General features: G+C 74.3%; 19 protein-coding genes. 6 read left to right on the top strand and 13 right to left on the bottom strand.

The annotated features are described in order from the left end of the window. Nucleotides 1-11: 11 nt before the first annotated feature. Both I601_RS07840 and topA read right to left on the bottom strand, forming a co-directional pair. Complete coding sequence (locus tag I601_RS07840; protein ID WP_068107982.1) at nucleotides 12-1,088, bottom strand: spore photoproduct lyase family protein; 1,077 nt, start codon at nucleotides 1,086-1,088, stop codon at nucleotides 12-14. Nucleotides 1,089-1,257: 169 nt separating this feature from the next. Further along, on the bottom strand, nucleotides 1,258-3,996 hold the full coding sequence (gene topA, locus I601_RS07835; protein ID WP_068107980.1) for a type I DNA topoisomerase: 2,739 nt from the start codon (nucleotides 3,994-3,996) through the stop codon (nucleotides 1,258-1,260). A gap of 256 nt (nucleotides 3,997-4,252) precedes the next feature. Here topA and I601_RS07830 point away from each other — a divergent pair, with 256 nt between their 5' ends. The 3 genes from I601_RS07830 to I601_RS07820 all read left to right on the top strand — a co-directional run bounded on the left by I601_RS07830 (nucleotide 4,253) and on the right by I601_RS07820 (nucleotide 6,524). Next, complete coding sequence (locus I601_RS07830) at nucleotides 4,253-5,110, top strand: hypothetical protein (RefSeq protein ID WP_068107978.1); 858 nt, start codon at nucleotides 4,253-4,255, stop codon at nucleotides 5,108-5,110. Between the two features lie 140 nt (nucleotides 5,111-5,250). After that, complete coding sequence (locus tag I601_RS07825; protein ID WP_068107976.1) at nucleotides 5,251-5,790, top strand: SigE family RNA polymerase sigma factor; 540 nt, start codon at nucleotides 5,251-5,253, stop codon at nucleotides 5,788-5,790. Next, nucleotides 5,787-6,524 (top strand): hypothetical protein, encoded by a 738-nt coding sequence (locus I601_RS07820; RefSeq protein ID WP_068107975.1) that lies wholly within the window; start codon nucleotides 5,787-5,789, stop codon nucleotides 6,522-6,524. The genes I601_RS07825 and I601_RS07820 overlap by 4 nt, the downstream gene beginning before the upstream one ends. A 178-nt stretch (nucleotides 6,525-6,702) precedes the next feature. On the opposite strand, the gene I601_RS07815 is transcribed toward I601_RS07820, so the two are convergent. Beyond that, nucleotides 6,703-8,226 carry a DUF7059 domain-containing protein gene (locus I601_RS07815; RefSeq protein ID WP_068107972.1) on the bottom strand — a complete coding sequence of 508 codons (1,524 nt, stop codon included), beginning with the start codon at nucleotides 8,224-8,226 and terminating at the stop codon, nucleotides 6,703-6,705. Between the two features lie 150 nt (nucleotides 8,227-8,376). Here I601_RS07815 and I601_RS07810 point away from each other — a divergent pair, with 150 nt between their 5' ends. Continuing rightward, on the top strand, nucleotides 8,377-9,975 hold the full coding sequence (locus tag I601_RS07810; RefSeq protein ID WP_068107970.1) for an Ig-like domain repeat protein: 1,599 nt from the start codon (nucleotides 8,377-8,379) through the stop codon (nucleotides 9,973-9,975). An 85-nt stretch (nucleotides 9,976-10,060) separates the two neighbouring features. On the opposite strand, the gene I601_RS07805 is transcribed toward I601_RS07810, so the two are convergent. Together I601_RS07805 and I601_RS07800 are read right to left on the bottom strand one after the other, a co-directional pair. Beyond that, entirely contained in the window at nucleotides 10,061-12,346 is a 2,286-nt protein-coding gene (locus I601_RS07805; protein WP_068107968.1) for a sodium-translocating pyrophosphatase, read from the bottom strand. A gap of 152 nt (nucleotides 12,347-12,498) precedes the next feature. Beyond that, nucleotides 12,499-12,837: an anti-sigma factor antagonist gene (locus I601_RS07800; protein WP_068107966.1), complete on the bottom strand. Its 339-nt coding sequence runs from the start codon at nucleotides 12,835-12,837 to the stop codon at nucleotides 12,499-12,501. A gap of 185 nt (nucleotides 12,838-13,022) precedes the next feature. Between I601_RS07800 and I601_RS07795 the strand changes: the two genes are divergently transcribed. Next, nucleotides 13,023-15,401, top strand: coding sequence for a DEAD/DEAH box helicase (locus I601_RS07795; protein ID WP_068107964.1), 2,379 nt, complete (start codon nucleotides 13,023-13,025; stop codon nucleotides 15,399-15,401). On the opposite strand, the gene I601_RS07790 is transcribed toward I601_RS07795, so the two are convergent. The 7 genes from I601_RS07790 to ssd form a co-directional block, all read right to left on the bottom strand. Beyond that, complete coding sequence (locus I601_RS07790; protein WP_068107962.1) at nucleotides 15,374-15,724, bottom strand: Rv3654c family TadE-like protein; 351 nt, start codon at nucleotides 15,722-15,724, stop codon at nucleotides 15,374-15,376. The genes I601_RS07795 and I601_RS07790 overlap by 28 nt on opposite strands. Continuing rightward, the gene (locus tag I601_RS07785; protein WP_068107960.1) at nucleotides 15,721-16,080 is read right to left on the bottom strand and encodes a TadE family type IV pilus minor pilin; all 360 of its coding nucleotides are present in this window, start codon (nucleotides 16,078-16,080) and stop codon (nucleotides 15,721-15,723) included. Before I601_RS07785 ends, I601_RS07790 begins: the two co-directional genes overlap by 4 nt. Continuing rightward, entirely contained in the window at nucleotides 16,077-16,262 is a 186-nt protein-coding gene (locus I601_RS07780) for a DUF4244 domain-containing protein (protein WP_068107959.1), read from the bottom strand. The genes I601_RS07785 and I601_RS07780 overlap by 4 nt, the downstream gene beginning before the upstream one ends. 157 nt (nucleotides 16,263-16,419) lie before the next feature. Further along, a complete protein-coding gene (locus I601_RS07775; RefSeq protein ID WP_237089583.1) occupies nucleotides 16,420-17,148 on the bottom strand; it encodes a type II secretion system F family protein in 729 nt (242 codons plus the stop codon). A gap of 28 nt (nucleotides 17,149-17,176) precedes the next feature. Then, entirely contained in the window at nucleotides 17,177-18,034 is an 858-nt protein-coding gene (locus tag I601_RS07770) for a type II secretion system F family protein (RefSeq protein ID WP_084527321.1), read from the bottom strand. After that, on the bottom strand, nucleotides 18,031-19,215 hold the full coding sequence (locus I601_RS07765; protein WP_068107957.1) for a TadA family conjugal transfer-associated ATPase: 1,185 nt from the start codon (nucleotides 19,213-19,215) through the stop codon (nucleotides 18,031-18,033). Before I601_RS07765 ends, I601_RS07770 begins: the two co-directional genes overlap by 4 nt. Further along, nucleotides 19,212-20,342 (bottom strand): septum site-determining protein Ssd, encoded by a 1,131-nt coding sequence (gene ssd, locus I601_RS21560; protein WP_157519959.1) that lies wholly within the window; start codon nucleotides 20,340-20,342, stop codon nucleotides 19,212-19,214. The genes I601_RS07765 and ssd overlap by 4 nt, the downstream gene beginning before the upstream one ends. Nucleotides 20,343-20,503: 161 nt before the next feature. On the opposite strand from ssd, the gene I601_RS07755 reads away from it, so the two are divergent. After that, entirely contained in the window at nucleotides 20,504-21,289 is a 786-nt protein-coding gene (locus tag I601_RS07755) for an HAD family hydrolase (protein WP_068107955.1), read from the top strand. Nucleotides 21,290-21,605: 316 nt separating this feature from the next. Here I601_RS07755 and I601_RS07750 read toward each other — a convergent pair whose 3' ends face one another. Beyond that, on the bottom strand, nucleotides 21,606-22,337 hold the full coding sequence (locus I601_RS07750; protein ID WP_068107952.1) for a Fic family protein: 732 nt from the start codon (nucleotides 22,335-22,337) through the stop codon (nucleotides 21,606-21,608). Nucleotides 22,338-22,365: the final 28 nt, after the last annotated feature.

Below are 22,365 nucleotides of genomic sequence, written 5' to 3'. Positions count from 1 at the left end.
ACACGTCCGGCTCAGAAGGCGTAGCGGACCCGGCAGTAGGGCATCCGGCTCGCCAGCAGGTCGGTGAGCTGGCGGACCCAGGTGCCCTTCCACCCGGCGCGGTAGCGCACGTTGGCCTGTCCGGAGTGGCTGGTCTTCGCCTCTTGCAGGTCCGAGCGCCACAGCAGCTCCTCGCCGCGCGGGTGCCAGCCGAGGTTGACCTCGTGCAGCTGCTCGTTGTGGGTCAGGAAGATGATCTCGCAGGCCAGCTGGGCCTTGGCGCGCTCGCTGAGGACGTCGTCGACCTGCTCGAACAGCTCGGCCCACTGGGCCTGCCACTGCTCGTGCACCACGACCGGGCTGAAGTTGAGGTGCACCTCGTAGCCGGCCTCGACGAAGTCGTTGACCGCGGCGATCCGCTCGGGGATCCGGGAGGTGCGCAGGTCGAGGCGGTGCGCCATAGGCTCCGGCATCAGCGAGAACCGGACCCGGGTGCCGCCCCGCGGGTCCCAGTCGAGCAGGTCGCGGTTGACGAGCTTGGTCGCGAAGCTCGCCTTCGCCCCCTCCAGCCCGGCGAAGAGGTCGACGAGGTCGCGCACGTTGTCGGAGACCAGCGCATCGGCCGAGCAGTCCCCGTTCTCCCCGAGGTCGTAGACCCAGTCGGTGGGGTCGCACTGGTTGGGCTCCGGCTTCGGACCCTGGCGGGCGGCGTGGCGGGCGAGGTAGCCGGCGATCTTCTCGATGTTGACGAAGACCGTGACCGGGTTGGCGAAGCCCTTGCGCCGCGGCACGTAGCAGTAGCTGCACGCCATCGCGCAGCCGTTGCTCGTCGAGGGCGCGATGAAGTCGGCCGAGCGGCCGTTGGGTCGCGCCGCCAGGCTCTTCTTCTCCCCCAGCACCAGCACCTCGCGCTTGGTGCGCACCCAGCGCTCGACCCCGCCCGGGTTGCCGTAGAGGCCCGGGATGTCCTGGTGGGAGGGCACCTCGACCCGCTCCGCGTCGGGGAAGCGCTCCAGCACCTGCCGGGCGCGCGCCCACTGCTCGATCTGCGGCTCGTGGTAGATCGTGCGGACGTCGAGCAGACGCTGCGCGGCGGTGGTGCGGGGCATGGGCCCAGGCTAGGGCGCGGCACCGACGACGTGCGGCGACCGCTCGCGGTGGCCGTCCGCGAGCGGCGTACGTCGGTGCTGGTCGGGCATCTCCAGCACTTGTTGGGTGTTGCAACGCCCATCCAGTGCATGAGTCCCCGGTCGGCCGGGGACTCATGCAGGGCCGACCTCAGGCCTTCTTCGCGGCAGCCTTCTTGGTCGTCTTCTTCGCGGCGGCCTTCTTCGTCGTCGTCTTCTTGGCCGCGGCCTTCTTCGTGGTCTTCTTCGCCGTCTTCTTGGCGGTCTTCTTCGCGCCCTTCTTGGCCGGACCGCGGGCGCGTCGCTCCTCGAGCAGCTCGGCGGCGCGCTCGAGGGTGATGTCCTCGACCGTGTCGTCCTTGCGCAGGGTCGCGTTGTGCTCGCCGTCGGTGACGTACTCGCCGAAGCGGCCCGACTTCACCACGACCGGCTGCCCGGAGACCGGGTCGTTGCCCAGCTCCTTGAGCGGCGGCGCGGCCGCCGCCCGGCCGCGCTGCTTGGGCTGGGAGTAGATCTTCAGCGCCTCGTCGAGGGTGATCGTGAAGAGCTGGTCCTCGCTGGTCAGCGAGCGGGAGTCGGTGCCCTTCTTCAGGTACGGCCCGTAGCGGCCGTTCTGCGCGGTGATCTCGTCGCCGCTCTCGGGGTCCGCCCCCACCACGCGCGGCAGCGAGAGCAGCCGGACGGCGTCGTCGAGGGTGATGGTGTCCAGCGACATCGACTTGAACAGCGAGCCGGTGCGCGCCTTCGCGCTCTTCTTGGCGTCCTCGGGCAGCGCCTCGGTGACGTAGGGCCCGAACCGACCGTTCTTGGCCACCACCTCGAGACCGGTCTCGGGGTGCACGCCGAGCGCGATCTCCTCGCCGGCGGGGTTGGCGAACAGCTCGACGGCCTTGGCCATCGTCAGCTCGTCGGGCGGCAGGTCCTCGGGCACGTTGGCCCGCTTGCCGGCCGGGTTGCCCTCGTCGTCGGGACCCTCGAGGTAGGGGCCGTAGCGCCCCACCCTCAGGTTGATCCCCGACGCGGGGTCGCCGATCGGGAAGGTGGCCAGCTCGCGGGCGTCGATGTCGCCCAGCTCGTCGACGAGCTTCTTCAGCCCGACCAGCTCGCCGGAGCCGTAGTAGAACTCGCCGAGCTCGGTGGTGCGCTGCTTGCGCCCCGCCGCGATCTCGTCGAGCACGTCCTCCATCTGAGCGGTGAACTCGTAGGAGATCTGGCGCGGGAAGTGCTCCTCGAGCAGCCGGATCACCGAGAAGGCCAGCCACGCCGGGACCAGCGCGGTGCCCTTCTTGTAGACGTAGCCGCGGTTGAGGATGGTGCCCAGGATCGAGGCGTACGTCGACGGGCGGCCGATCTCGCGCTCCTCGAGCTCCTTGATCAGCGTCGCCTCGGTGTAGCGCGCCGGCGGCTTCGTCTCGTGGCCGTTGGCGGCGATCGAGGCGGCCGACACGGCGTCGCCCTGGGCCAGCTGCGGCAGCCGGGTCTCGGCGTCGTCCTTCTGGGCGCCCTCGTCGGTGCCCTCGACGTAGGCCTTGAGGAAGCCGTGGAAGGTGATGACGCGACCGCTGGCGGAGAACACGACGTCCTCGCCCGTGCTGGCCGCGCCGCCGAGGCGGATGGTGACCGACTGGCCGACGGCGTCCTTCATCTGCGAGGCGACGGTGCGCATCCAGATCAGCTCGTAGAGGCGGAACTGCTCGCCCTTGAGCCCGGTCTGCGCGGGGGTGCGGAACGACTCGCCGGCGGGCCGGATCGCCTCGTGCGCCTCCTGGGCGTTCTTGACCTTCGAGGCGTAGGTGCGCGGCTTGTCGGGCAGGTACTCCGCGCCGTACAGCTCCTGGACCTGGGCGCGCGCCGCGTTGACCGCGGTGCCCGACAGGGTCGTGGAGTCGGTACGCATGTAGGTGATGTAGCCGTTCTCGTACAGCCGCTGGGCCACCGACATCGTCACGCTGGCGCCCATGCCGAGCTTGCGGCTGGCCTCCTGCTGCAGCGTCGTGGTGCGGAAGGGCGCGTACGGCGAGCGGCGGTAGGGCTTGGACTCCACCGAGCGGACGTCGAACGTCGTCTCCTGCAGGCCCGCGACCAGCGCCTCGGCGCGGGTGCGGTCGAGGTGCACGACCTTGCCCTCGGCGGAGGCCTTCAGCACCCCGTCGGAGGTGAAGTCGGAGCCGCGCGCCACGCGTCGCTCGTCGACGGAGTAGACCTTGGCGGGGAACATCCGCTGGTCGTGCTTGGACCCGGCGTCGAAGGTGCCCTCGAGGTCCCAGTAGGAGGCGATCCGGAACGCCATCCGGTCGCGCTCCTTGTCGACGACCAGACGGGTGGCCACCGACTGCACGCGCCCGGCGGACAGCCCGGACATGACCTTCTTCCACAGCACCGGGGAGACCTCGTAGCCGTAGAGGCGGTCCAGGATGCGGCGCGCCTCCTGGGCCTCGACGAGGTCGTCGTTGATCGTGCGCGGGTTCTCCACCGCGGCCTGGATCGCCGACTTGGTGATCTCGTGGAACACCATCCGGTGCACCGGGATGTTCTTCGGCTTCAGCTCGTCGAGCAGGTGCCACGCGATGGCCTCGCCCTCGCGGTCCTCATCGGTGGCGAGGTAGAGCTCGTCGGCGTCCTTGAGCAGACCCTTGAGCTTGGTGATGTGCGCCTTCTTGTCGCGCGGCACCACGTAGTAGGGCGCGAAGCCGTTGTCGACGTCGACGGCCAGCCGGCCCCACGGCTTGTCCTTGATCTTCGCCGGGGTGTCGGCAGCCGACTGCGGGAGGTCGCGGATGTGGCCGATGGAGGACTCGACGACGTACCCCGGACCGAGGTACCCGCCGATGGTGCGGGCCTTCGCCGGGGACTCGACGATCACCAACTTGTGTGCCACTGGGTCTGTCATTCCTTCGAGGAGAGAGGGGACGAGCGGCGGTGCTCTCTGACGTGCCTGCTGGGGCGACCCCCGAGGGTCCCGCCGGCCGTCACGTTAGCGCGTGACCCGGCGTACGCCGCTCCGGCGGCACCGCCCTGGACACTTTGCGCAGGTCAGTGCGGGTGTCGCTCGGTCCCGGTCGGGGCCTGTGGAGGAGCGGCACGGCCGAGCGCGAACCGTGCCAGCCTCGTCCGTCCACCACCCGTCCCACCCCGAGGAGAGCCCCGTGCACGACCACGTCGCCCCGCCGCACCCCCGCCTGCGCCTGCCCTACGACGACCGCTACCTCGACGACCTCGACCGCGCCGACCCGGACCGCGCCGAGCACCGGGGCTGGGGCCCCGCCTGGGCCGGGGCGCCGGAGGACGAGCGGCTCACCGAGCTGGTGTTCATCGACGGCCGGCTGGTCTCGCACTCCACCGGCTCGGTCGCCGGCAGCGCCTGGGCCGAGCACGCCGCCCGGCTGGACCGCGAGCAGCAGCGCCCGGCCCCGCCGGCGCCGACCCCGGTGTGGCAGGACGTGCTCGGCTGGCTGGCCGACCGGGTCGGCGGCCGGACGGCCCTGACCGCGCTCGACAGCGAGCCGCTCGGCGACCCGCCCGACCTGCCCGAGGACTACGCCCGTGATACCGACCGGCAGCGGGTGGAGTCGGTGGCCGAGCTGCTGGACGCCGTCGCCCGGAGCTGGTTCGACGCCGAGGTCGCCACGGCGCTGCGCACCGCACTGCTGGCGCTGTGGCGCGAGGACCCCCGCGTGGTGACGGGCGCCACCTCCGCGGCGGCCTCCGCCGCGGGGATCACCTGGGCGGTGGCCAAGGCCAACGGGTTGATCCACCCCGTGGGCGGGATGCGGGTCGGCACCCTGCGGGACTTCCTGGGCCTGCGCAGCACCCCGTCGACGTACGGCGCCCCGGTGCGTGCCGGGCTGGTCGGCTTCCGCCAGCCCGCCTCGCAGCCCCACCACCGCCCGCTCGGGGTGCCGGACCTGCTCGACCTCGGCCGGGCCGACCTGCTCACCGCGGCCACCCGGGCCCGCCTGGTGCACCTGCGCGACCGGGCCGTGGCCGCCAGCGACGCCGACTGACCCGGCCCAGATATCACGCCGACCCGGCCCGGATGTCGCGTCCAGTCGGCCCGGATGTCGGTTCGGTCGGTGCCGGTCTCAACCTTCTGGGGCCCGGCACCGTCATGGTGGTGTCAGGACCCTGCGAGCAGAGGACTCGGATGAGCACCCACCCACCACGACCCGGACCAGCGGAGTTCGCCGACTTCGCGCAGGCCCAGACCCCGGGCCTGCTCGGGTTCGCCCACGCCCTCACCGGCAACCCCCACGATGCTTGGGACCTGACCCAGGAGACGTTGGTGCGGATGGGTGAGCGGTGGGGGCGCACCCGGTTCGACGAGCCGGCCGCGTACGCCCGCACCGTGATGACCCGGCTCAACATCGACCGGCTGCGCCGTTTCCGCCGCGAGGTGCTGACGCCCGGCCCCCGACGCGAGGACACCCGGGTCCAGCTCGTCGGGGAGCTCGACGCCTGGCTCGTCGAGGCCCTGGCGACCCTGACCCCGCGGCAGCGCACGGCGCTCGCGCTGCGCTACGTCGAGGACCTCGACGTCCGAGGCATCGCGGAACGGATGGGCTGCGCCGAGGGCACCGTGAAGTCCCACCTCTCCCGCGGCACCGAGCGGCTGCAAGAGCAGCTGGGCGCGCGCCGCCCCCACCACCCGGCCCTCCCCGGCTCCCAGGAAGCGACCCAGCGATGACCCCCACCGACCTCCACCCCACCTCCCACGGCCGCGACCCCGCGCTCAGCGACGCCTACGCGCGGCTCAGCGGCTCCCTGGCCCCACCCACCGACCTCGTCGGGACGCTCGACACCGCCATCACGCGCCGTCGGCGCCAGCGCCGGGCCGGCGTGGTCGCCGGGGGCGCGCTCGCCCTCGCTCTCGTCGGCGGCACCCTGGCCCTCACGACCGGTGGCACCGAGCCGGAGACGGCCCCGGACCCGGCCGGCCAGGGCGGCGTCAACGAGGTGGTGGTGACCCGCGACGACGGCGCCCGGATGGGGTTCGGACCCGTCGAGCTGAGCTGCGAGGAGGCCGGAAGGCTGGGGCAGCGCCTCACCGCCACCTCGCCCCTGGTCACCGCCCCCGGCGACGACGACACCCTCCTCGAACCGCTGCTGGACATCTCGGTCCTCGTCGACGACGTGGAGCTGCGACGCACCTACGAGCTGCCCTTCGAGGGCAGCTCCACCCGCAAGAACGTCTCCTCGGACGAGTGGACCCTGCAGTACTTCGCCGCCGTGCCCAGCAGCGACCCGACCCGTCGTGCCAACGAGATCACGAGTGCCGCCCCGGACTCGTCCGGCACGATCCGGTTCGACGCAGCCACCTGCGGAGCGGTGCCCTCCCTCGACGTCACCATCGACGCGGTCCTCGGCAGCGAGCTCGAGCAGCCGGCGTACCCGATCGCCGGGCGGCTCGCCCTTCCCTGACCACCCGCCGAGTCGGCGCAGATGTCGCGCTGAGCCGGCGCAATCGGCCGCTCGGCCCCGAGACGCTGCGGACAGGCGCCGGCTCGACGCGATGTTCGCGCCGGGTCGCGGTGATATCTGGGCCGGGTCAGGGTGACATCTGGGCCGGGTCAGGGTGATATCTGGGCCGGGTCGCGGGTCAGGCGGGGGTGAGGTAGCCCTCCCGGACCATCTCGCGCACCACGGGGAGGTAGTCCTCGTGCACGGCGGCGACGTCGAGGTCGAGCAGCTCGGCGAGGGCGTCGAGGATCTGGCCGACCGTCAGCTCGCCGTCGCAGGCGCCGACGAGGGCGGCCACGACGGTGTCGGCCGTGCGGGCCCGGCGCAGGCCGGTCTGCTGACGCAGCACGATCGTCTCGGGGTCCTCCGCCCCGGGGGCGCCCAGCGTCTCCTGCCGTACGTCGGGGCGCGTGACCAGACGGCTCGCCGTCCCGACCGCGAGGCGGGTCGCGCTGCCCCAGGCGGCGACGGCCGGGGCGATCGGCTGCTCCACCTCGTAGGGCCACGACAGCAGCTCGCGCGCCGGGGTCTGCCCCGACTCGTCGTGGCGGCGCAGGTTGACCCAGCCGAAGCCGACGGCCTGGATGCGCTGGTCCTCCATCCACGACAGCCAGGTGTCGTAGCGGCGGCGGTAGTCGGCGGCCGCGGCCGGGCCGTCGGTGCCCGTGGAGGGGTGGTGGCCCGAGTCCTTGAGCCACAGCTCGACGTACGCCGCGGGGTCGAGGGTCTCGCGCTGCACCACGAGCGCGTCCACGTCGTCGCGCAGCCACCCACCGATCCGCTCGTCCCAGGGCTGGTCCTCGGTGATCACCCAGTTCGCCAGGACGTGGCACCAGCCGCCGGGAGCGAGGTGGTCGGGCGCGGTGCGCACGATGTCCTCGACCACGCGGTCGCCGGGCAGCCCGGAGTCGCGGTAGACCAGCCGCTCGCCGGTGGCCGGGGAGATCACGAACGGCGGGTTGGTGGCGATCAGGTCGAACCGCTCGTCGGCGACCGGCTCGAAGAACGACCCGTCGCGCACCTCCACGGTGTCGGCGAGGTCGTTGAGGGCGGCGTTGAAGCGGGTCAGCCGCAGCGCCCGGGCGTTGACGTCGGTGGCGACGACGCTGCCGCTGTGCCGAGCCAGGTGCAGGGCCTGGACGCCGCACCCGGTGCCGAGGTCGAGGGCGCGCCCGACCGGCTCGCGCCGCACCAGCTGGGCCAACGAGGTCGACGCCGGGCTGATGCCGAGCACGTGGTCGGCACTGAGCCGCTGCGGGGCACCGTCGAGACCGGGAGTGAGGTCGGAGACCACCCACAGGTGCTCGGTGACGACCCCGGCCGACCCGGCGGGGCCGGCGTGCTCGGTGGCGTAGGGCCGCACGTCGAGGCGCGCCGCCACCTCCCCGACCGACTGCTCGAGCAGGCCCTCGACGCACATCCGGTCCACGAGGTCGGGCAGCGCCGCCTCCGCGTCCGCGACGTCCACGGGCGTCTGCAGCAGGAAGAGCCGCACCAGCGTGGCCAGCGGCGAGCCGGCCTGCGCCGTACGCCGCAGCCCCGGGGTCGTCTCGTTGCGCGCCAGCGCGTCGTGCGCGCGCGGGCCGAGCAGCTCGGCCACGGCGTCGTAGGTGAAGTCGGCTCGGACCAGGGCGTCGCGGAGGAGATGGGGGAGATCGCTCACCCCGCGACTGTAGGACGTAGCCCGAACGGTCACATCTTCGCGGATCCGCGGACGGGCGCGGGCATCTCGTCCTACTTTGCCAAGCACCATCCGCCGCGCCCGGGTCGGGAGCCCCAGTTCGCGGTGACCATACACGGGGAGGGAACCCACATGACCCGAGCTCGACGCGCCCTGACCACCGGCCTGGGCGCCGCTGTCAGCACCACCGTGGCGACCACACTGATCGCCTCCGGCACCGGGCTGGCCTCCGCGACCGCTGCCGAGCCCGCACCGGGACCCGCGGCCACCGCCGAGCGCGGGGTGCTGGACCTCCTGAAGATCCTGGACCCGGCCGCGATCCTGGGCGCTCTCGACGGCACCGCCGCGCCCGGCGATCTGCTGGGCCTGCAGCGCCCGCGGTGGGACAACCCGCTCGGGCTGCTCACCGTCACCGAGTCGGTCCAGTGGCTGCGCGACGGCGTGGCCGTCACGGGCGCCACGGGCGACTCCTACCTGCCCACCCCCGACGACGTCGGGAAGAACCTCCAAGCGGTCGTCACCGGCACGGTGCTCGGCCTGGTCCCGGTGCCGTCGATCACCGGCGTCGTCCGCATCCTCGCCCCCAGCACCGGCGGCGGCGGCACGACCGGCGACCTGACAGGCACGCCACCCCAGCTCTCCGGCATCCCCGGGGTCGGGTCGCTGCTGCAGATCCTGGACCCGGTCTGGAGCCTGCCGGGCGTGAGCACGAGCTACCAGTGGTTCTCCGACGACGTCGCGATCCCCGGCGCCACCGGCCAGACGTTCGTGCCCGGGCTCGCGCAGGCCGGCACCACCATCCACGCCCGGGTCACGGGTCTGCTCGCCGGGCTGCCGCTGATCAGCCTGCTGACCGACTACCTGCCCATCCCGGCAGCGCCCGAGCAGAAGCTGGGCGCGACCTCGCAGCCGGCGGTCTCCGGCACCGCGAAGGTCGGCGGGACCGTCACCGTCAGCGACCCGCAGTGGAACACCGACGCGGTGCAGCACGCCTACCAGTGGCTGCGCGACGGCACCCCGATCAGCGGCGCGACCACGGCGGCGTACCTGCTGACCCCGGCCGACCTCGGCCGGGCGATCACCGCGACCGTGACCGGGACGAAGAAGGGCTTCACCAGAGCCACGGTCGACACCGAGCCGGTCACCCCGGCCGTCGGTGACGCGATCGTGGCCTCCGTCCAGCCGCGCCTGACCGGCACGCCCGCCCTGGGCCAGACCCTCACCGCGTCGCCCGGGACCTGGGGCACCGGCGAGACGCCGACCTTCGGCTACCAGTGGCTGCGCGACGGCACGGTGCTCAGCGGCGTCACCGGCGCGACGTACGCCGTCACCGCCGCCGACCTGGGCCGCGCCCTGGCCATGCGGGTCACCGCCACCCGGACGGCGTACGCCCCCGGGGTCTTCACCACCTCGGCCGTGACGGTGCCGAAGGCCGCCACCAGCACCACGGCGAAGGCCCGCAAGAAGAAGGTGCGCCAGGGCAAGGCCGCGGTGCTGAAGATCGTCGTCGACGCCGGGTCGGTCAGCCCCGACGGCACGGTCACCGTGACCGAGGGCGCGCGCACGCTCGCGACCGTCGCCGTCCCGAAGGGCCGCAGGACGATCCGCCTCAAGAAGCTCAGGCCCGGCAAGCACACCTTCCTGGTGGGCTACGCCGGCTCGCAGACCACCGCCACCTCGACCGCGAAGCCGGTCCGGGTGACGGTGCTGAAGAAGAAGAAGCGTCGCTGACCCGACGTCCCGCCATGGACGAAGCCCCCGCCCGGAGTCCGGGCGGGGGCTTCGTCGTGCGGGTGGTGCTGCGACGCTCCGGGGGCTAGGGCGTCATCGGGCCGGCGACGACCGGCTCGTCGTCACCGATGACCACGGAGCGCTGCTTGGAGATGTAGACCGCGACCACGATGATCGCCGCGGCCACCAGCGCGATGAAGATGCGGAGCACGTCGTTCTCGCCCTCCCCGTAGGACATGTCCACGATCGCCGCCACGATCAGCAGCGAGACCAGGTTCATCACCTTCAGCAGCGGGTTGATGGCCGGGCCGGCGGTGTCCTTGAACGGGTCGCCCACGGTGTCGCCGATGATCGTGGCCTCGTGGGCCAGCGAGCCCTTGCCACCGTGGTGGCCGTCCTCGACGAGCTTCTTGGCGTTGTCCCAGGCCCCGCCGGCGTTGGCGAGGAAGACGGCCATCAGGGTGCCGGTGGCGATCGCGCCGGCCAGGAAGCCGGCCAGGGGCGCGACACCGAGGCCGAAGCCGACCGCGACCGGCGCGAGGATGGCCAGGATGCCCGGCGTGGCGAGCTCGCGCAGCGAGTCGCGGGTGACGATGTCGACGACCTTGCCGTACTCCGGTCGACCGGTGCCCTCCATGATCCCGGGGATCTCGCGGAACTGGCGCCGCACCTCGTAGACCACGGCGCCCGCGGCCCGGCCCACGGCGTTGATCGCCAGGCCGGAGAAGAGGAAGACCACGCTCGCGCCGAGCAGCGCGCCGACGAGGACCTTGGCGTCGAAGACCCAGAAGCCCTCGAGGAAGGCACTGGTCTCGCTCTGCGCGGCGACCTCGGCGAACTTGTCGAAAGCATCCTGGGTGTAGGAGGCGAACAGCGCGCTCGCGGCCAGCACGGCCGTCGCGATCGCGATGCCCTTGGTGATCGCCTTCGTGGTGTTGCCCACCGCGTCGAGCTCGGTGAGGATCTGCGCGCCCTCGGGGCTCACGTCGCCCGACATCTCCGCGATGCCCTGGGCGTTGTCGGAGACGGGACCGAAGGTGTCCATGGCCACGATCACACCGACCGTGGTCAGCAGACCGCAGCCGGCCAGCGCCACGCCGAAGAGGGCCACCTGGCCGCCGATGAGCGCGGCACCGAAGACGGCCGCACCGATGACGAGCGCGGTGTAGACGGCCGACTCGAAGCCGACCGAGAGCCCGGAGAGGATGACGGTGGCCGCGCCGGTGAGCGAGGTCTTGCCGACGTCCTGGACCGGGCGGTGCTCGGTGCCGGTGAAGTAGCCGGTCAGCGCCAGGATGGCGGCGGCCAGCACGATGCCGATCACCACGGCGACCGAGGCGAAGACCGGGGGGCTCACCTCGGCGGCGACCGAGACGTCGAGCTCGGACCACTCGCCGGGCAGGTAGACGAACGAGAGCAGCACCGAGCCGACGGCGCCGATCGCGGCCGAGATGTAGAAGGCCCGGTTGATGGTCTTCAGGCCGCTCTCGCCGGCGCGGGGCTGGCAGAGGTAGACGCCGACGACAGCGGTCAGGGCGCCGATGGCGGGGATGAGCAGCGGGTAGACCAGGCCCTTGTCGCCGAACGCCTGCGAGCCGAGGATCAGCGCGGCGACCAGGGTGACGGCGTAGGACTCGAAGAGGTCGGCGGCCATGCCGGCACAGTCGCCGACGTTGTCGCCCACGTTGTCGGCGATGGTGGCGGCGTTGCGCGGGTCGTCCTCGGGGATGTTGTTCTCAACCTTGCCGACCAGGTCGGCGCCGACGTCGGCGGCCTTGGTGAAGATGCCGCCGCCGACCCGCATGAACATGGCGAGCAGTGCGGCGCCGAAGCCGAAGCCCTCGAGGACCTTGGGTGCGTTGTCCTGGAAGAAGATCACCACGAGGCTCGCGCCGAGCAGGCCCAGGCCCACGGTCAGCATGCCGACCATGGCGCCGGTGCGGAAGCCGATGTGCATCGCCGGGTCGCGACCCTGCGTCTCGGCGGCCGTGGCCACCCGCAGGTTGGCCTGCACCGCGAGGTTCATGCCCAGGTAGCCCACGGCGGCGGAGAAGCCCGCACCGCCGAGGAAGGCCACGGACCGGAAGATCCGCACGACAGCGTCGTCGGCCGGGAGCAGCAGCAACGCGAAGAACGCGATGGCGGCGAAGACGGCCAGGGTCCGGAACTGGCGGGTCAGATAGGCGTTGGCTCCTTCCTGGACCGCACGGGCGATGGTCTTCATGCTTTCGGTGCCTTCGGGTGCGGCGAGGACCTCTGCCCTGAACATCGCTGCCATCGCGAGCGCGCCGAGCGCGATCAGTGCGACGACGATGACCAGGACGAGGTTCCCACCGGTGACCTCAACGACAACGGGAGCGATCCCCGTCATGTGCTGCCTCCTGCGACTCGGACGAGCGGGTCCCGGGCCACTGAACGTGACCCAGGTCTCACGGAACGAGGCAGACTCTACGCACGGGCGACCGCTTCAGCGCGCGCGCACGTGACGCACGCCACAGCGTGTCGTCGATCGAGGGGCTCGGCTCAGGTGGCGGCGAGCGCGTCGTCGGCCGACTGGTGGATCACGAAGACCTTGGCCAGCCCGGTGATGCGGAAGATCTTCAGCAGGCGGTCCTGGGTGCACACCAGGTGCAGCGACCCGTCGTGCGCGCGGACCTTCTTCAGCCCGCCCACGAGGACGCCCAGGCCGGTGGAGTCGAGGAACTCGACGGCTTCCATGTCGATGACGAGGTCGTAGACGCCCGCAGCGACCAGCTCGGTGATCTTGTCCCGGAGCTTCGGTGCTGTGTAGACATCGATCTCCCCGCCGACCGCAACGATGGTCTTGCCATCGGCGTCGCGTGTCGCAAGGGTGAGGTCCACGTGTACTCCCTGTCAGCTGCGGTGGCACCCGGGGACTTCAGGGGCCCCCGTCCGGCCGTTGATCAGTGATATGAAACCACGACCACCAGCGTCGCGCACACCAGAGTAAAAGGCTGGTCGCACCGCGGATGGTCGGGGCGTTGCCCGAGCAGAGCGCTGTCGGCGCTCTTTGGGACCATGGTCGCATGCCGCCGCCCCCCTCCGCCCGCCACCCGACCCCGGTCGGCGGCAGCGTCGCGGGCGTGGTCGAGCGGTTGGCGGCGCTGCCGGCGCGGGAGGGTCGGCTGACCCACCTGGAACGCCTGGCACCGCGGCCCGGGCGCCCCGCGGCGTGGCCCGCCTGGTCCGACCCCGAGGTGGTCGCGGCGTTCGGGCGACGCGGCGTGGAGCGACCCTGGGAGCACCAGGTCGAGGCCGCGGAGGCGGCGTACGGCGGGCGGCACGTGGTGGTCTCGACCGGCACCGCCTCGGGCAAGTCGCTGGCCTTCCAGCTGCCGGCGCTGACCACCCTTCTGGGTGCCCGCGGGCGCCGGGGCCAGCGCGGGGCCAGCGCGCTCTACCTCGCGCCCACCAAGGCCCTGGCGCAGGACCAGCTGGCGTCGCTGCGCGCCCTCGAGGTCGGTCTGCGGGTGACCACGCACGACGGCGACTCGGGTCGCGACCAGCGCGACTGGGCCCGCGACCACGCGGAGTACGTGCTGACCAACCCCGACATGCTGCACCACAGCCTGCTGCCCGGCCACGAGCACTGGCACCGGTTCCTGGGGGCGCTGCGCTACGTGGTGGTCGACGAGTGCCACCACTACCGCGGCGTCTTCGGGGCCCATGTCGCGCAGGTGCTGCGCCGGCTGCGCCGGGTGTGCGCGCTGCACGGCGCGAGCCCCACCTTCGTCCTCGCCTCGGCGACCGTGGCCGAACCAGCGACCGCGGCCGGGCAGCTCACCGGGCTGCCGGTGCACGCGGTGACCGAGGACGCCTCGCCCCGGGGCGCGGTGACGCTGGGCCTGTGGGAGCCGCCGCTGACGTCGTACGCCGGCGAGAACGGCGCGCCGGTGCGCCGCGCGGCCTCCTCCGAGACCGCCGACCTGCTCACCGACCTCGTCGTCGAGGGGGTGCGCACCCTGGCGTTCGTGCGCTCGCGGCGCGGCGCGGAGCAGGTGGCGCTGACCGCGGCCGCGCAGCTGGGCGAGGTCGACCCCTCCCTCCCGGCCCGGGTGGCGTCCTACCGGGGTGGCTACCTGCCCGAGGAGCGGCGCGCCATCGAGCAGCAGCTGCGCTCGGGCGAGCTGCTCGGCCTGGCCGCCACGAACGCCCTCGAGCTCGGCATCGACGTGAGCGGGCTCGACGCGGTGCTGATGGCCGGCTTCCCCGGCACCCGGGCCGCCCTGTGGCAGCAGGTCGGGCGGGCCGGTCGCGGCGCCCGGGACGCCGCCGCCGTGCTGGTGGCCCGCGACGACCCGCTCGACACCTACCTCGTGCACCACCCCGAGGCGATCTTCGGGCGCCCGGTCGAGGCCACCGTCTTCGACGAGTCCAACCCCTACGTCCTGGGCCCGCACCTGTGCGCTGCGGCGCAGGAGCAGGCCCTCACCGAGCCCGACCTCGCGCTGTTCGGTCCGACCAGCCGGGCGGTCCTCGACCAGCTCGTGGCGGCGGGGCTGCTGCGGCGCCGTCCGCAGGGCTGGTTCTGGACCGACCGGCGCCGTGCCTCCGACCTGGCCGACCTCCGCTCCGCCGGGGGCCGGCCGGTGCAGCTGGTCGAGGCCACGACCGGGCGGGTGGTGGGCACCGTCGACGCCGCGAGCGCGCACGGCACCGCCCACCCCGGCGCGGTCTACCTGCACCGCGGCGAGACCTACCTGGTGGAGTCGTTGGACCTCGAGGAGGCGGTCGCGGTCATCGAACGGGCCGATCCCGACTACTCCACCTCGGCGCGCGAGATCACCGACATCACGGTGCTGGGCGAGCGCGAGCACACCGCCTGGAGCCGGTGCCGGCTCTCGCTGGGCGAGGTGGCGGTGTCCCACCAGGTCGTCTCCTTCCTGCGCCGGCGCCAGCCGGGCGGCGAGGTCGTCGGCGAGGAGCCGCTCGACCTGCCCGAGCGCTCGCTGCGCACCACCGCGGTCTGGTGGAGCGTGCCCGACGAGGTGCTCGAGGACAGCGGGCTCGACCCCGGCGACCTGCCCGGCGCCGCGCACGCGGCCGAGCACTGCTCGATCGGGCTGCTGCCGCTCTTCGCGACCTGCGACCGCTGGGACATCGGTGGTGTCTCCACCGCCCGGCACCCCGACACCGGGGTGCTCACCGTCTTCGTGCACGACGGGCACCCCGGCGGCGCCGGCTTCGCCGAGCGCGGCTACCGCACCGCCCGCGAGTGGCTCGGCGCCACCCGCGAGGCGATCGTGTCCTGCGAGTGCGAGTCGGGCTGCCCCTCCTGCATCCAGTCACCCAAGTGCGGCAACCAGAACAACCCGCTCGACAAGGCCGGCGCCGCCCGGCTGCTCGAGGTGCTGCTGGAGGAGGCCGCCAGCGACGGTCACGGCGCCGGACCGGCGCGGGCCTGACCCTGGATCGTGACGAGCCGGTCGAGGCCGGGCGGCGGGTCGACCTGCACGCTGACCAGCACGTCCGCCCCCTCCAGCAGGCAGCCGGTCAACCGGGCCCCGTTGGCCGTGGCGACCCGGTCCGCGGCGGCGCACGACTCCCCCGGGCTGGTGGCCCCCGCGAGCGCCGCGAGGTCGGCCGCGGCCTGCGCCCGGCGGTGGGCGGCCACGACGGCAGAGATCTCCGCGAGGGTGACGCCGACCAGCAGGAGCATCCCGGCCAGCGCGACGCCGAGGAGCGTGGCCGCGCCCCGCTCCCCGGCGGCCCGGGGAGAAGTCCTCACTGCTCCGCCAGCGCCGTCGCGCTCGCCGAGACCTCGGCTCCCGGCAGCCCACCGAACAGCCCGCCCGGGCCCTGCACCGTGCCGCGCACGGTGACCACCACGGTCCCGTCGGTGCGACCGACACTGACCCGGCTCCCCGCCGGCGCCACCTGCACCGCCAGGGACGTGGCCCGGGCCTCGTCCTCGCCCCGGGCCAGCGCCCGGGCGGCCTCCCGGGCCGCGTCGACGGTGCGCACCTGGGCGAGGCCGACGCTGAGCAGCCAGGTCATCGCCACCACCACGGCCAGCAGCAGCGGCAGCACCATCGCCAGCTCGGCGGTGACCGCGCCACGCTCGCGTCGCGACCCACTGCTCACCCGATGCCCAGCAGACCGAGCACGTGGTCGAAGAGGGTGGTCAGCAGCCGGTCGCCGAAGCCACCGGTGAGCATCGCGTAGAGCAGACCGGCCAGGCCGGCGCCGGCGGCGGTCCCGACGGCGTACTCCGCGGTGGTGATGCCGTCCTCGGCCCGGTTCTCGGGCGTGCGGGGGTGGGTCATGGGTCGTCCTTCCTGTCAGCGGCCGCGGGGTCGCGGTCGGTGCTCCGAGGATGTGCGGAGACCGCCCGGCCCGGCGGCGCTCGCTCGACGGCTGTGGGCGGGGCCGTACGCGCGCCAGGGGTGTGGAGGGTCGGTGGCGCGGCACGTCGCCGGTCCCTCACAGCAGGGTGCTCATCAGACCGGCGGCCAGCGGCACGATCCCGATGAGCACGAACGCCGGGAGCAGGCAGATGCCCAGCGGGACCGCGGCCCGCACGCCCACCGACCGGGCGAGGTCCTCGGCCGCGGCGCGGGACTCGCGGGCCAGGTCGTCCGCGAGGTGCTCGACGGCCTCGACGACCGAGGAGCCGCTGCTGTGGGCCCGGGCCAGCGCCCGGCCCAGCGGGGCGAGCAGCGGGTCGCGGGCGACGTCGGACCAGACCGTCCCCGGGTCCACCCCGAGCCCGAGCCGCGCCGTCAGGGCGCCCAGGTGCGTGGCCGCAGGCCCGGGCAGGGCGGCACAGGCCACCGAGACCGCCTCGCCCGGGGCCGCGCCGGCACGCAGCGCGACCGCGAGCAGACCGACGAGGTGCGGCAGGTCGCGGCGCACCTGCTCGCGCCGTCGCCGCAGCGCCGGCGGTTCGGCGCGCGCCACCAGCACCCAGACCAGCACGGCCGCACCGAGCCCGGCCACGAAGCCGGTGCCGCCACCGATCAGCGTGGGCCCCGCGGCGCCCGCGCACCCGGCCCACAGGGGCCGGTGGCGACGCATCCAGCCGGTCGGCTCAGCGGCGTTGCCAGGTGCTCCGGCGGTGCCCGCCGCGCCGGCGCGGGGGCGGGCCCGGGGCGGCGGCGTCCAGGCAGCGGCCGCCATGGCGGCCAGCCCTGCCACCAGCACGATCAGCACGGCGTCCGGCCCCGGGCCCGCGCGGGGTTCACGACGCGCGTCCAGCCTCGCGGGCGAGTGCCTCGATCCAGGCGATGCCGGCGAGCCCGAGCGCCGCTCCCGCGGCCAGGCACGCCAGCCCGACCGGGTGCCCGAGGAGGAATCCCACCGGGTCCCCGCCGACCCCGGACCCCATCAGCAGCGCGGCGACCGGCAGGGCCGCGACCAGCCGCGCGGTCGCCCGCGCCGAGGCCAGCTCGCCGGCCACGATGCGACGGGTGCCGCGGGCCCGGCGCAGGTCGGTGGCCACCCGGGCCACCGCGTGGGCGAGGCCGTGGCCGGTGCGGTGCGCCACCTGCCACGCGGCCGCGACGAGCCGCAGGTCGCCGGCTCCGGGCTCGTCGGCCGCCACCCGCCACGCGGCCGGCACGTCGGCCCCGACCCGGTGCGCCTCGGCCACCGGGGCCAGCACCGGCCACTCCTGCGCGGCCCGCTCCAGAGCAGCGCCCGGCGGCCGCCCCGCTGCGAGCTCCGCGGCCAGCGCCTCGCAGGTCTCCCGCACGCGCTCGGCGCACGCCGTGGCCCGGACGTCCGCGCGACGGCGACGGTGCAGCGCCAGCAGCACCCGCGCCACGGCGAGGCCCACCCCGACCGGCGCGAGCACCCGCAGCAGCGCGGTCCCGCCCAGCGCCAACGCCGCCACCGTCCCCGCGACCGCCGTCGCCACCGGCCCCACCGCCCGGACCGACCCGGGACGGGTGGCGCCCCGACCCCGCCCCGGACCGGGACGGGGCAGGACGACCCGGCGCGGACGCACCAGCAGGGCGGCCGCCCCGGCGGCACCCAGCACGGCCAGGACGACCCGGACGTCGGTGACCGCCGCGTCGACCGGGACCGGCCCGCTCACAGCGCCCCCGCCAACAGCACCGCCAGCCGCTCCGCGCCCGGACCGTCCACGAGGTCGTCGCCGTCGAGGCGCGCGGCGCTCAGCATCCGCACCAGCCCGTCACGACCGCGCTCGGGCACCGCGACCTCGCGGATGCGGCGTACGCCGTCGCGCCCGCGCGCCAGGTGCACCACCAGCTGCACCCCGGAGGCGAGCTGGCTGTGGGTGGCGGCCCGGTCGAGCCCGGCGGCCAGGGCCAGCGCCTCGACCCGGGCCGGGACGTCGGCGGCGGAGTTGGCGTGCAGGGTGCCGCAGCCGCCCTCGTGACCGGTGTTGAGCGCAGCCAGGAGATCGACCACCTCGGCGCCGCGCACCTCCCCGACCACGAGTCGGTCGGGGCGCATCCGCAGCGCCTGGCGCACGAGGGTGCGCACGTCGACCGCCCCGGCGCCCTCAATGTTGGCGGGCCGCCCCTCGAGGCCCACGACGTGCGGGTGGTCGGGTCGCAGCTCGGAGGAGTCCTCGACGAGCACCAGCCGCTCGGTCGGGTCGACGAGCCCCAGCAGCCCGGCCAGCAGCGTGGTCTTGCCGCTCCCGGTGCCGCCGGTGACCAGGAACGCGCAGCGCGACGCCACGACCGCGCGCAGCAGCCGTGCTCCGTCGGGCGCCAGGGTGCCGGCCGCGACCAGGTCGTCGAGGTGGATGGCCCGGGTCGGTGGCACCCGCAGCGAGATCGACGTGCCGGGCCGGGCGACCGGGGCGAGCACGGCGTGCAGGCGGGTGCCGTCGGGCAGCCGCACGTCGGCGTACGGCGTCGCGTCGTCGAGGCGGCGCCCCGCGGCGGCCGCCAGTCGCTGCGCCAGCCGGCGCACGGCTGCGTCGTCGGGGAACCGCACCCCGGTGGGCTCGAGCCCCTGGCCGCGGTCGACCACCACCTGGTGGGGGCCGTTGACCAGGACGTCGGTGACCCCGGGACGCCGCAGCAACGGCTCGAGCGGTCCGGCCCCGACGACGTCGCGGCGCAGGGCCTCGTGCACGGCCAGCACGGTCGTGTCGCCCACCGGTCGCCCGGTGGCCCGCAGCGCCGTCGCCACCCGGTGCGGCGTCAGCGGTCCGGGCTCGCGGGCCAAGTGGTCGCGGACCACCTCGACCAGGGCGGCGACCTCGTCCTCGACCGGCGTGGCAGCCAGCACGTCGCTCACGCCGCCTCCCCCAAGAGCTCGAGCCGGTCGAGCAGCCCGGCGGCGGTGCGACCGAGCACGCCACGGTGGGAGCGCACCGGCCCCAGGCCCAGGTCGACCGCCTCGTCGAGGCCGCGCTGGTCGCCCATCGCTGCCAGCACCGGCGCCCCGACCGCACGCCGCACCAGCGCGGCGTCCGCCCCGCCGCGCACCACCAGCCGGACCCGCCCGGGGTCGGCCAGCCGGGCGCAGACCCGGGCCGCGGACGAGAGCCCCGGCACCGTCGGCACCACCACGACCAGGATCAGGTCGCAGTGCGCGACGGCCTCCTCGGGCACCGGGCCCAGCACCCGGGGCAGGTCGACGACGACCGTCTCGTGACCGCGCCGGGCCGCGGAGAGCGCCTCACGTGCCGCGAAGGGCGCCACCAGGTCGACGGCGCCCGGCGCCCAGGTCAGCACCCCCAGGCCGTTCCTGCGGGGCACGGCGTCGCGCAGCGAGCGGGCGCTGAGCCGCCCGGTGGTGCGCCCCAGGGCGTCCCACCGGATGCCGTCGACGCCCTCGAGGCCCAGCACCCGGTCGAGGCCCGGGCCGGCGGGGTCGGTGTCGACGACCAGCGTGGTCCCCCGCCGGGCGGCGCCCTGCCCGAGAGCGCAGGCCAGGGTGGTGGCCCCGGCGCCGCCGGAGCCGCCCACGACCCCGACGACCCTGGCCGGGCGCACCCGGGCCTCACCGAGGTCGGTGAGCAGCTCGGTGAGCCACCCGGCCGACGCCGGGAGGTCGGAGACGTCCGCGGCGCCGACCGCCAGGGCCAGCCGGAACAGGTCGTCGGGCACCACCCGCGTGCTGACCACGTGCACGCGGGGGCGCCGCGGTGGGCCGAGCACGGCCATCTCGCCGACGAGGTCGGCGCCCAGCAGCACCAGGGGTGCGCGCGTCCACCGCCGCAGGGCCTGGGCCGGCTCGCCCGTCACCGCAGGCGACGTCCCGGCGGCCGCGGCGAGGCGGCCCACCTGGTCGAGCAGGTCGGGGTCCCGGGTGACGACCAGCGGCGCCGCGCCCGCCGGTCCGGTGCCGGCACCCCCGGGGTCGGGCCCGGCCGCCCCGGTCGCGGTCGAGGGGTCGGGGACGGGTCGCAGGGATCTCATGGGCCCACGCTCCCCGTGCCGGCGGCGGCGTACGGCGTGGTCGTGCGGCGTTGTGGAGGTGTGCGCTGCGGGGTCGTGCTGTGGGCGGCGGGTGGCGCATCCCACGCCCGGACGGGGCGTGCGCCCCCCGCTCCGGGTGCCCGAGCGCCTAGGCTCGTGCCATGACCGCCTCCGCGGCTTTCTTCGACCTCGACAAGACCATCATCGCGAAGTCGAGCACGCTCGCCTTCAGCAAGCCCTTCCAGGCCGGGGGCCTCATCTCCCGACGGGCGGTGCTGCGCTCGGCCTACGCGCAGTTCGTCTACCTGGTCGGCGGCGCCGACCACGACCAGATGGAGAAGCTGCGGCAGTTCATGTCGCAGCTGTGCACCGGCTGGGACGTGACCACCGTCAACGAGATCGTGGCCGAGACCCTGCACCACGTCGTCGACCCGATCGTCTACGACGAGGCCGTGGCGCTCATCGAGGAGCACCGGGCCGCCGGGCGCGACATCGTCATCGTCTCCGCCTCCGGCACCGAGGTGGTCGAGCCGATCGGGGAGATGCTGGGCGCCGACACCGTGGTCGCGACCCGGCTGGAGGTCGAGGACGGTCGCTACACCGGCGAGATCGCCACCTACGTCTACGCGGAGCAGAAGGCCGTCGAGATCCGCGAGCTCGCCGAGCGCCGCGGCTACGACCTGGCCCAGAGCTACGCCTACAGCGACTCCGTGACCGACGTGCCGATGCTCGAGGCGGTGGGGCACGCCTTCGCGGTGAACCCCGACAAGGAGCTGCGTCGGATCGCCGGCGAGCGGGGCTGGCCGGTGCTGGTCTTCATGCGCCCGGTCGCGCTGCGCAGCCGGCTGCGGGTGCGTCCCACCCTGGCCGCCGTGGCCGTGGGCGGGGCCGTGGCCGTCGGCGGGGTGGTCTGGGCCGGTGCCCGGCGCCGCGGCCCGGCGATCTGAGACACCGCTTCCGGTCGCCCCGGGGAAACGCCAGGACCCGCCGGGGCCGGCGATGAATTTCCTCCGGAGCCCTTGTGTCGTGCGTCACAACGGCGTACACAAGGGGGTACCAGAACTCAACAGACGTACACGTGACCCGGGGTACCCACGCGGCGACCCACCCTTCCGATAGGGCGCATGTCAACGGAAAACTTCCGAGGCAGCATAGAGAAAGCACGCTTGGTAGCCAGCCAGGACACGTGTCAGCGATGGCCCCCAGGAGCTCTGCTCCGGGGGCCATCTGCTTGCCGGCCGACCACGGCCGGAGGGCGCCCCCTCAGCCCTCGGCGTCGCGCCGCAGCGGCGAGGCCTCGGCGGCGGTGGCGTACGCCTCGATGACGTAGAGCAGCCAGGAGTGCACGCCGGAGTCGCCACCGGTGGCGTAGCCGCGCAGGTTCGACTCGTACTGCTCGCGCAGCGCCAGGTGGGCGGCCTCCGGCACGATCAGCGACTTCTCGTCGACGCCGCGCGCCACCAGCACGAGCCGCTCGGCCGCCCGGGCCACGAGACCGTTGTGGGAGGCGAAGGGGGTGGAGGTGGCGAGGTCTGCGTGCACGACGGCCGCGACCAGGAGGCCGGGCGAGTCGGCGCTGGAGGTGAGCAGGTCGGCGAGGCCGCGCAACCGGTCCGCGGCCGCGGCGTCACGCGGGCGACCCAGCTCCTCGGCGGGCAGGGTGCTGCCGGCGGCGAGCGCGTGCAGGCGGGCCAGGGCCTGCAGCGGGGCCAGACGCAGGGTCGGCACCAGCGACAACAGCTCCGAGGAGAGGCGTACGGCGTCGCGGGCGAGCGCGTCGCCCTCACCGGCGCGCACCTGCGCCACCGACGAGACGGAGCCCTCCAGCACCGCGCTGGCGTGGGCGCCGCGCAGCAGCGACTCGGCGGTGGTCTCGGGGCTGGTGCGCCGCAGCCCGCGGTCGCGCAGCACGACGTCGATGCTGTCGCGCGCGGCGGCCAGGCCACTGGGGACGCCCTCGAGCGACACCAGCCAGGACAACGGATCAGTGGTCACGCCGCCGAGGGTATCGAGCCGATACCCT

Origin of the sequence: Nocardioides dokdonensis FR1436 (assembly GCF_001653335.1) — a bacterium.
Classification (GTDB): Bacteria; Actinomycetota; Actinomycetes; order Propionibacteriales; family Nocardioidaceae; genus Nocardioides; species Nocardioides dokdonensis.
Note: the sequence above shows the minus strand (reverse complement) of the source record. Positions and strands in the feature narration are given on the sequence as shown.

Coding starts and splice junctions, on each gene's coding strand:
- I601_RS07840 (WP_068107982.1), bottom strand. CDS start 1,088: ATGCCCCGCACCACCGCCGCGCAGCGTCTGCTCGACGTCCGCACGATC.
- topA (WP_068107980.1), bottom strand. CDS start 3,996: ATGACAGACCCAGTGGCACACAAGTTGGTGATCGTCGAGTCCCCGGCG.
- I601_RS07825 (WP_068107976.1), top strand. CDS start 5,251: ATGAGCACCCACCCACCACGACCCGGACCAGCGGAGTTCGCCGACTTC.
- I601_RS07820 (WP_068107975.1), top strand. CDS start 5,787: ATGACCCCCACCGACCTCCACCCCACCTCCCACGGCCGCGACCCCGCG.
- I601_RS07810 (WP_068107970.1), top strand. CDS start 8,377: ATGACCCGAGCTCGACGCGCCCTGACCACCGGCCTGGGCGCCGCTGTC.
- I601_RS07805 (WP_068107968.1), bottom strand. CDS start 12,346: ATGACGGGGATCGCTCCCGTTGTCGTTGAGGTCACCGGTGGGAACCTC.
- I601_RS07795 (WP_068107964.1), top strand. CDS start 13,023: ATGCCGCCGCCCCCCTCCGCCCGCCACCCGACCCCGGTCGGCGGCAGC.
- I601_RS07780 (WP_068107959.1), bottom strand. CDS start 16,262: ATGACCCACCCCCGCACGCCCGAGAACCGGGCCGAGGACGGCATCACC.
- ssd (WP_157519959.1), bottom strand. CDS start 20,342: ATGAGATCCCTGCGACCCGTCCCCGACCCCTCGACCGCGACCGGGGCG.
- I601_RS07755 (WP_068107955.1), top strand. CDS start 20,504: ATGACCGCCTCCGCGGCTTTCTTCGACCTCGACAAGACCATCATCGCG.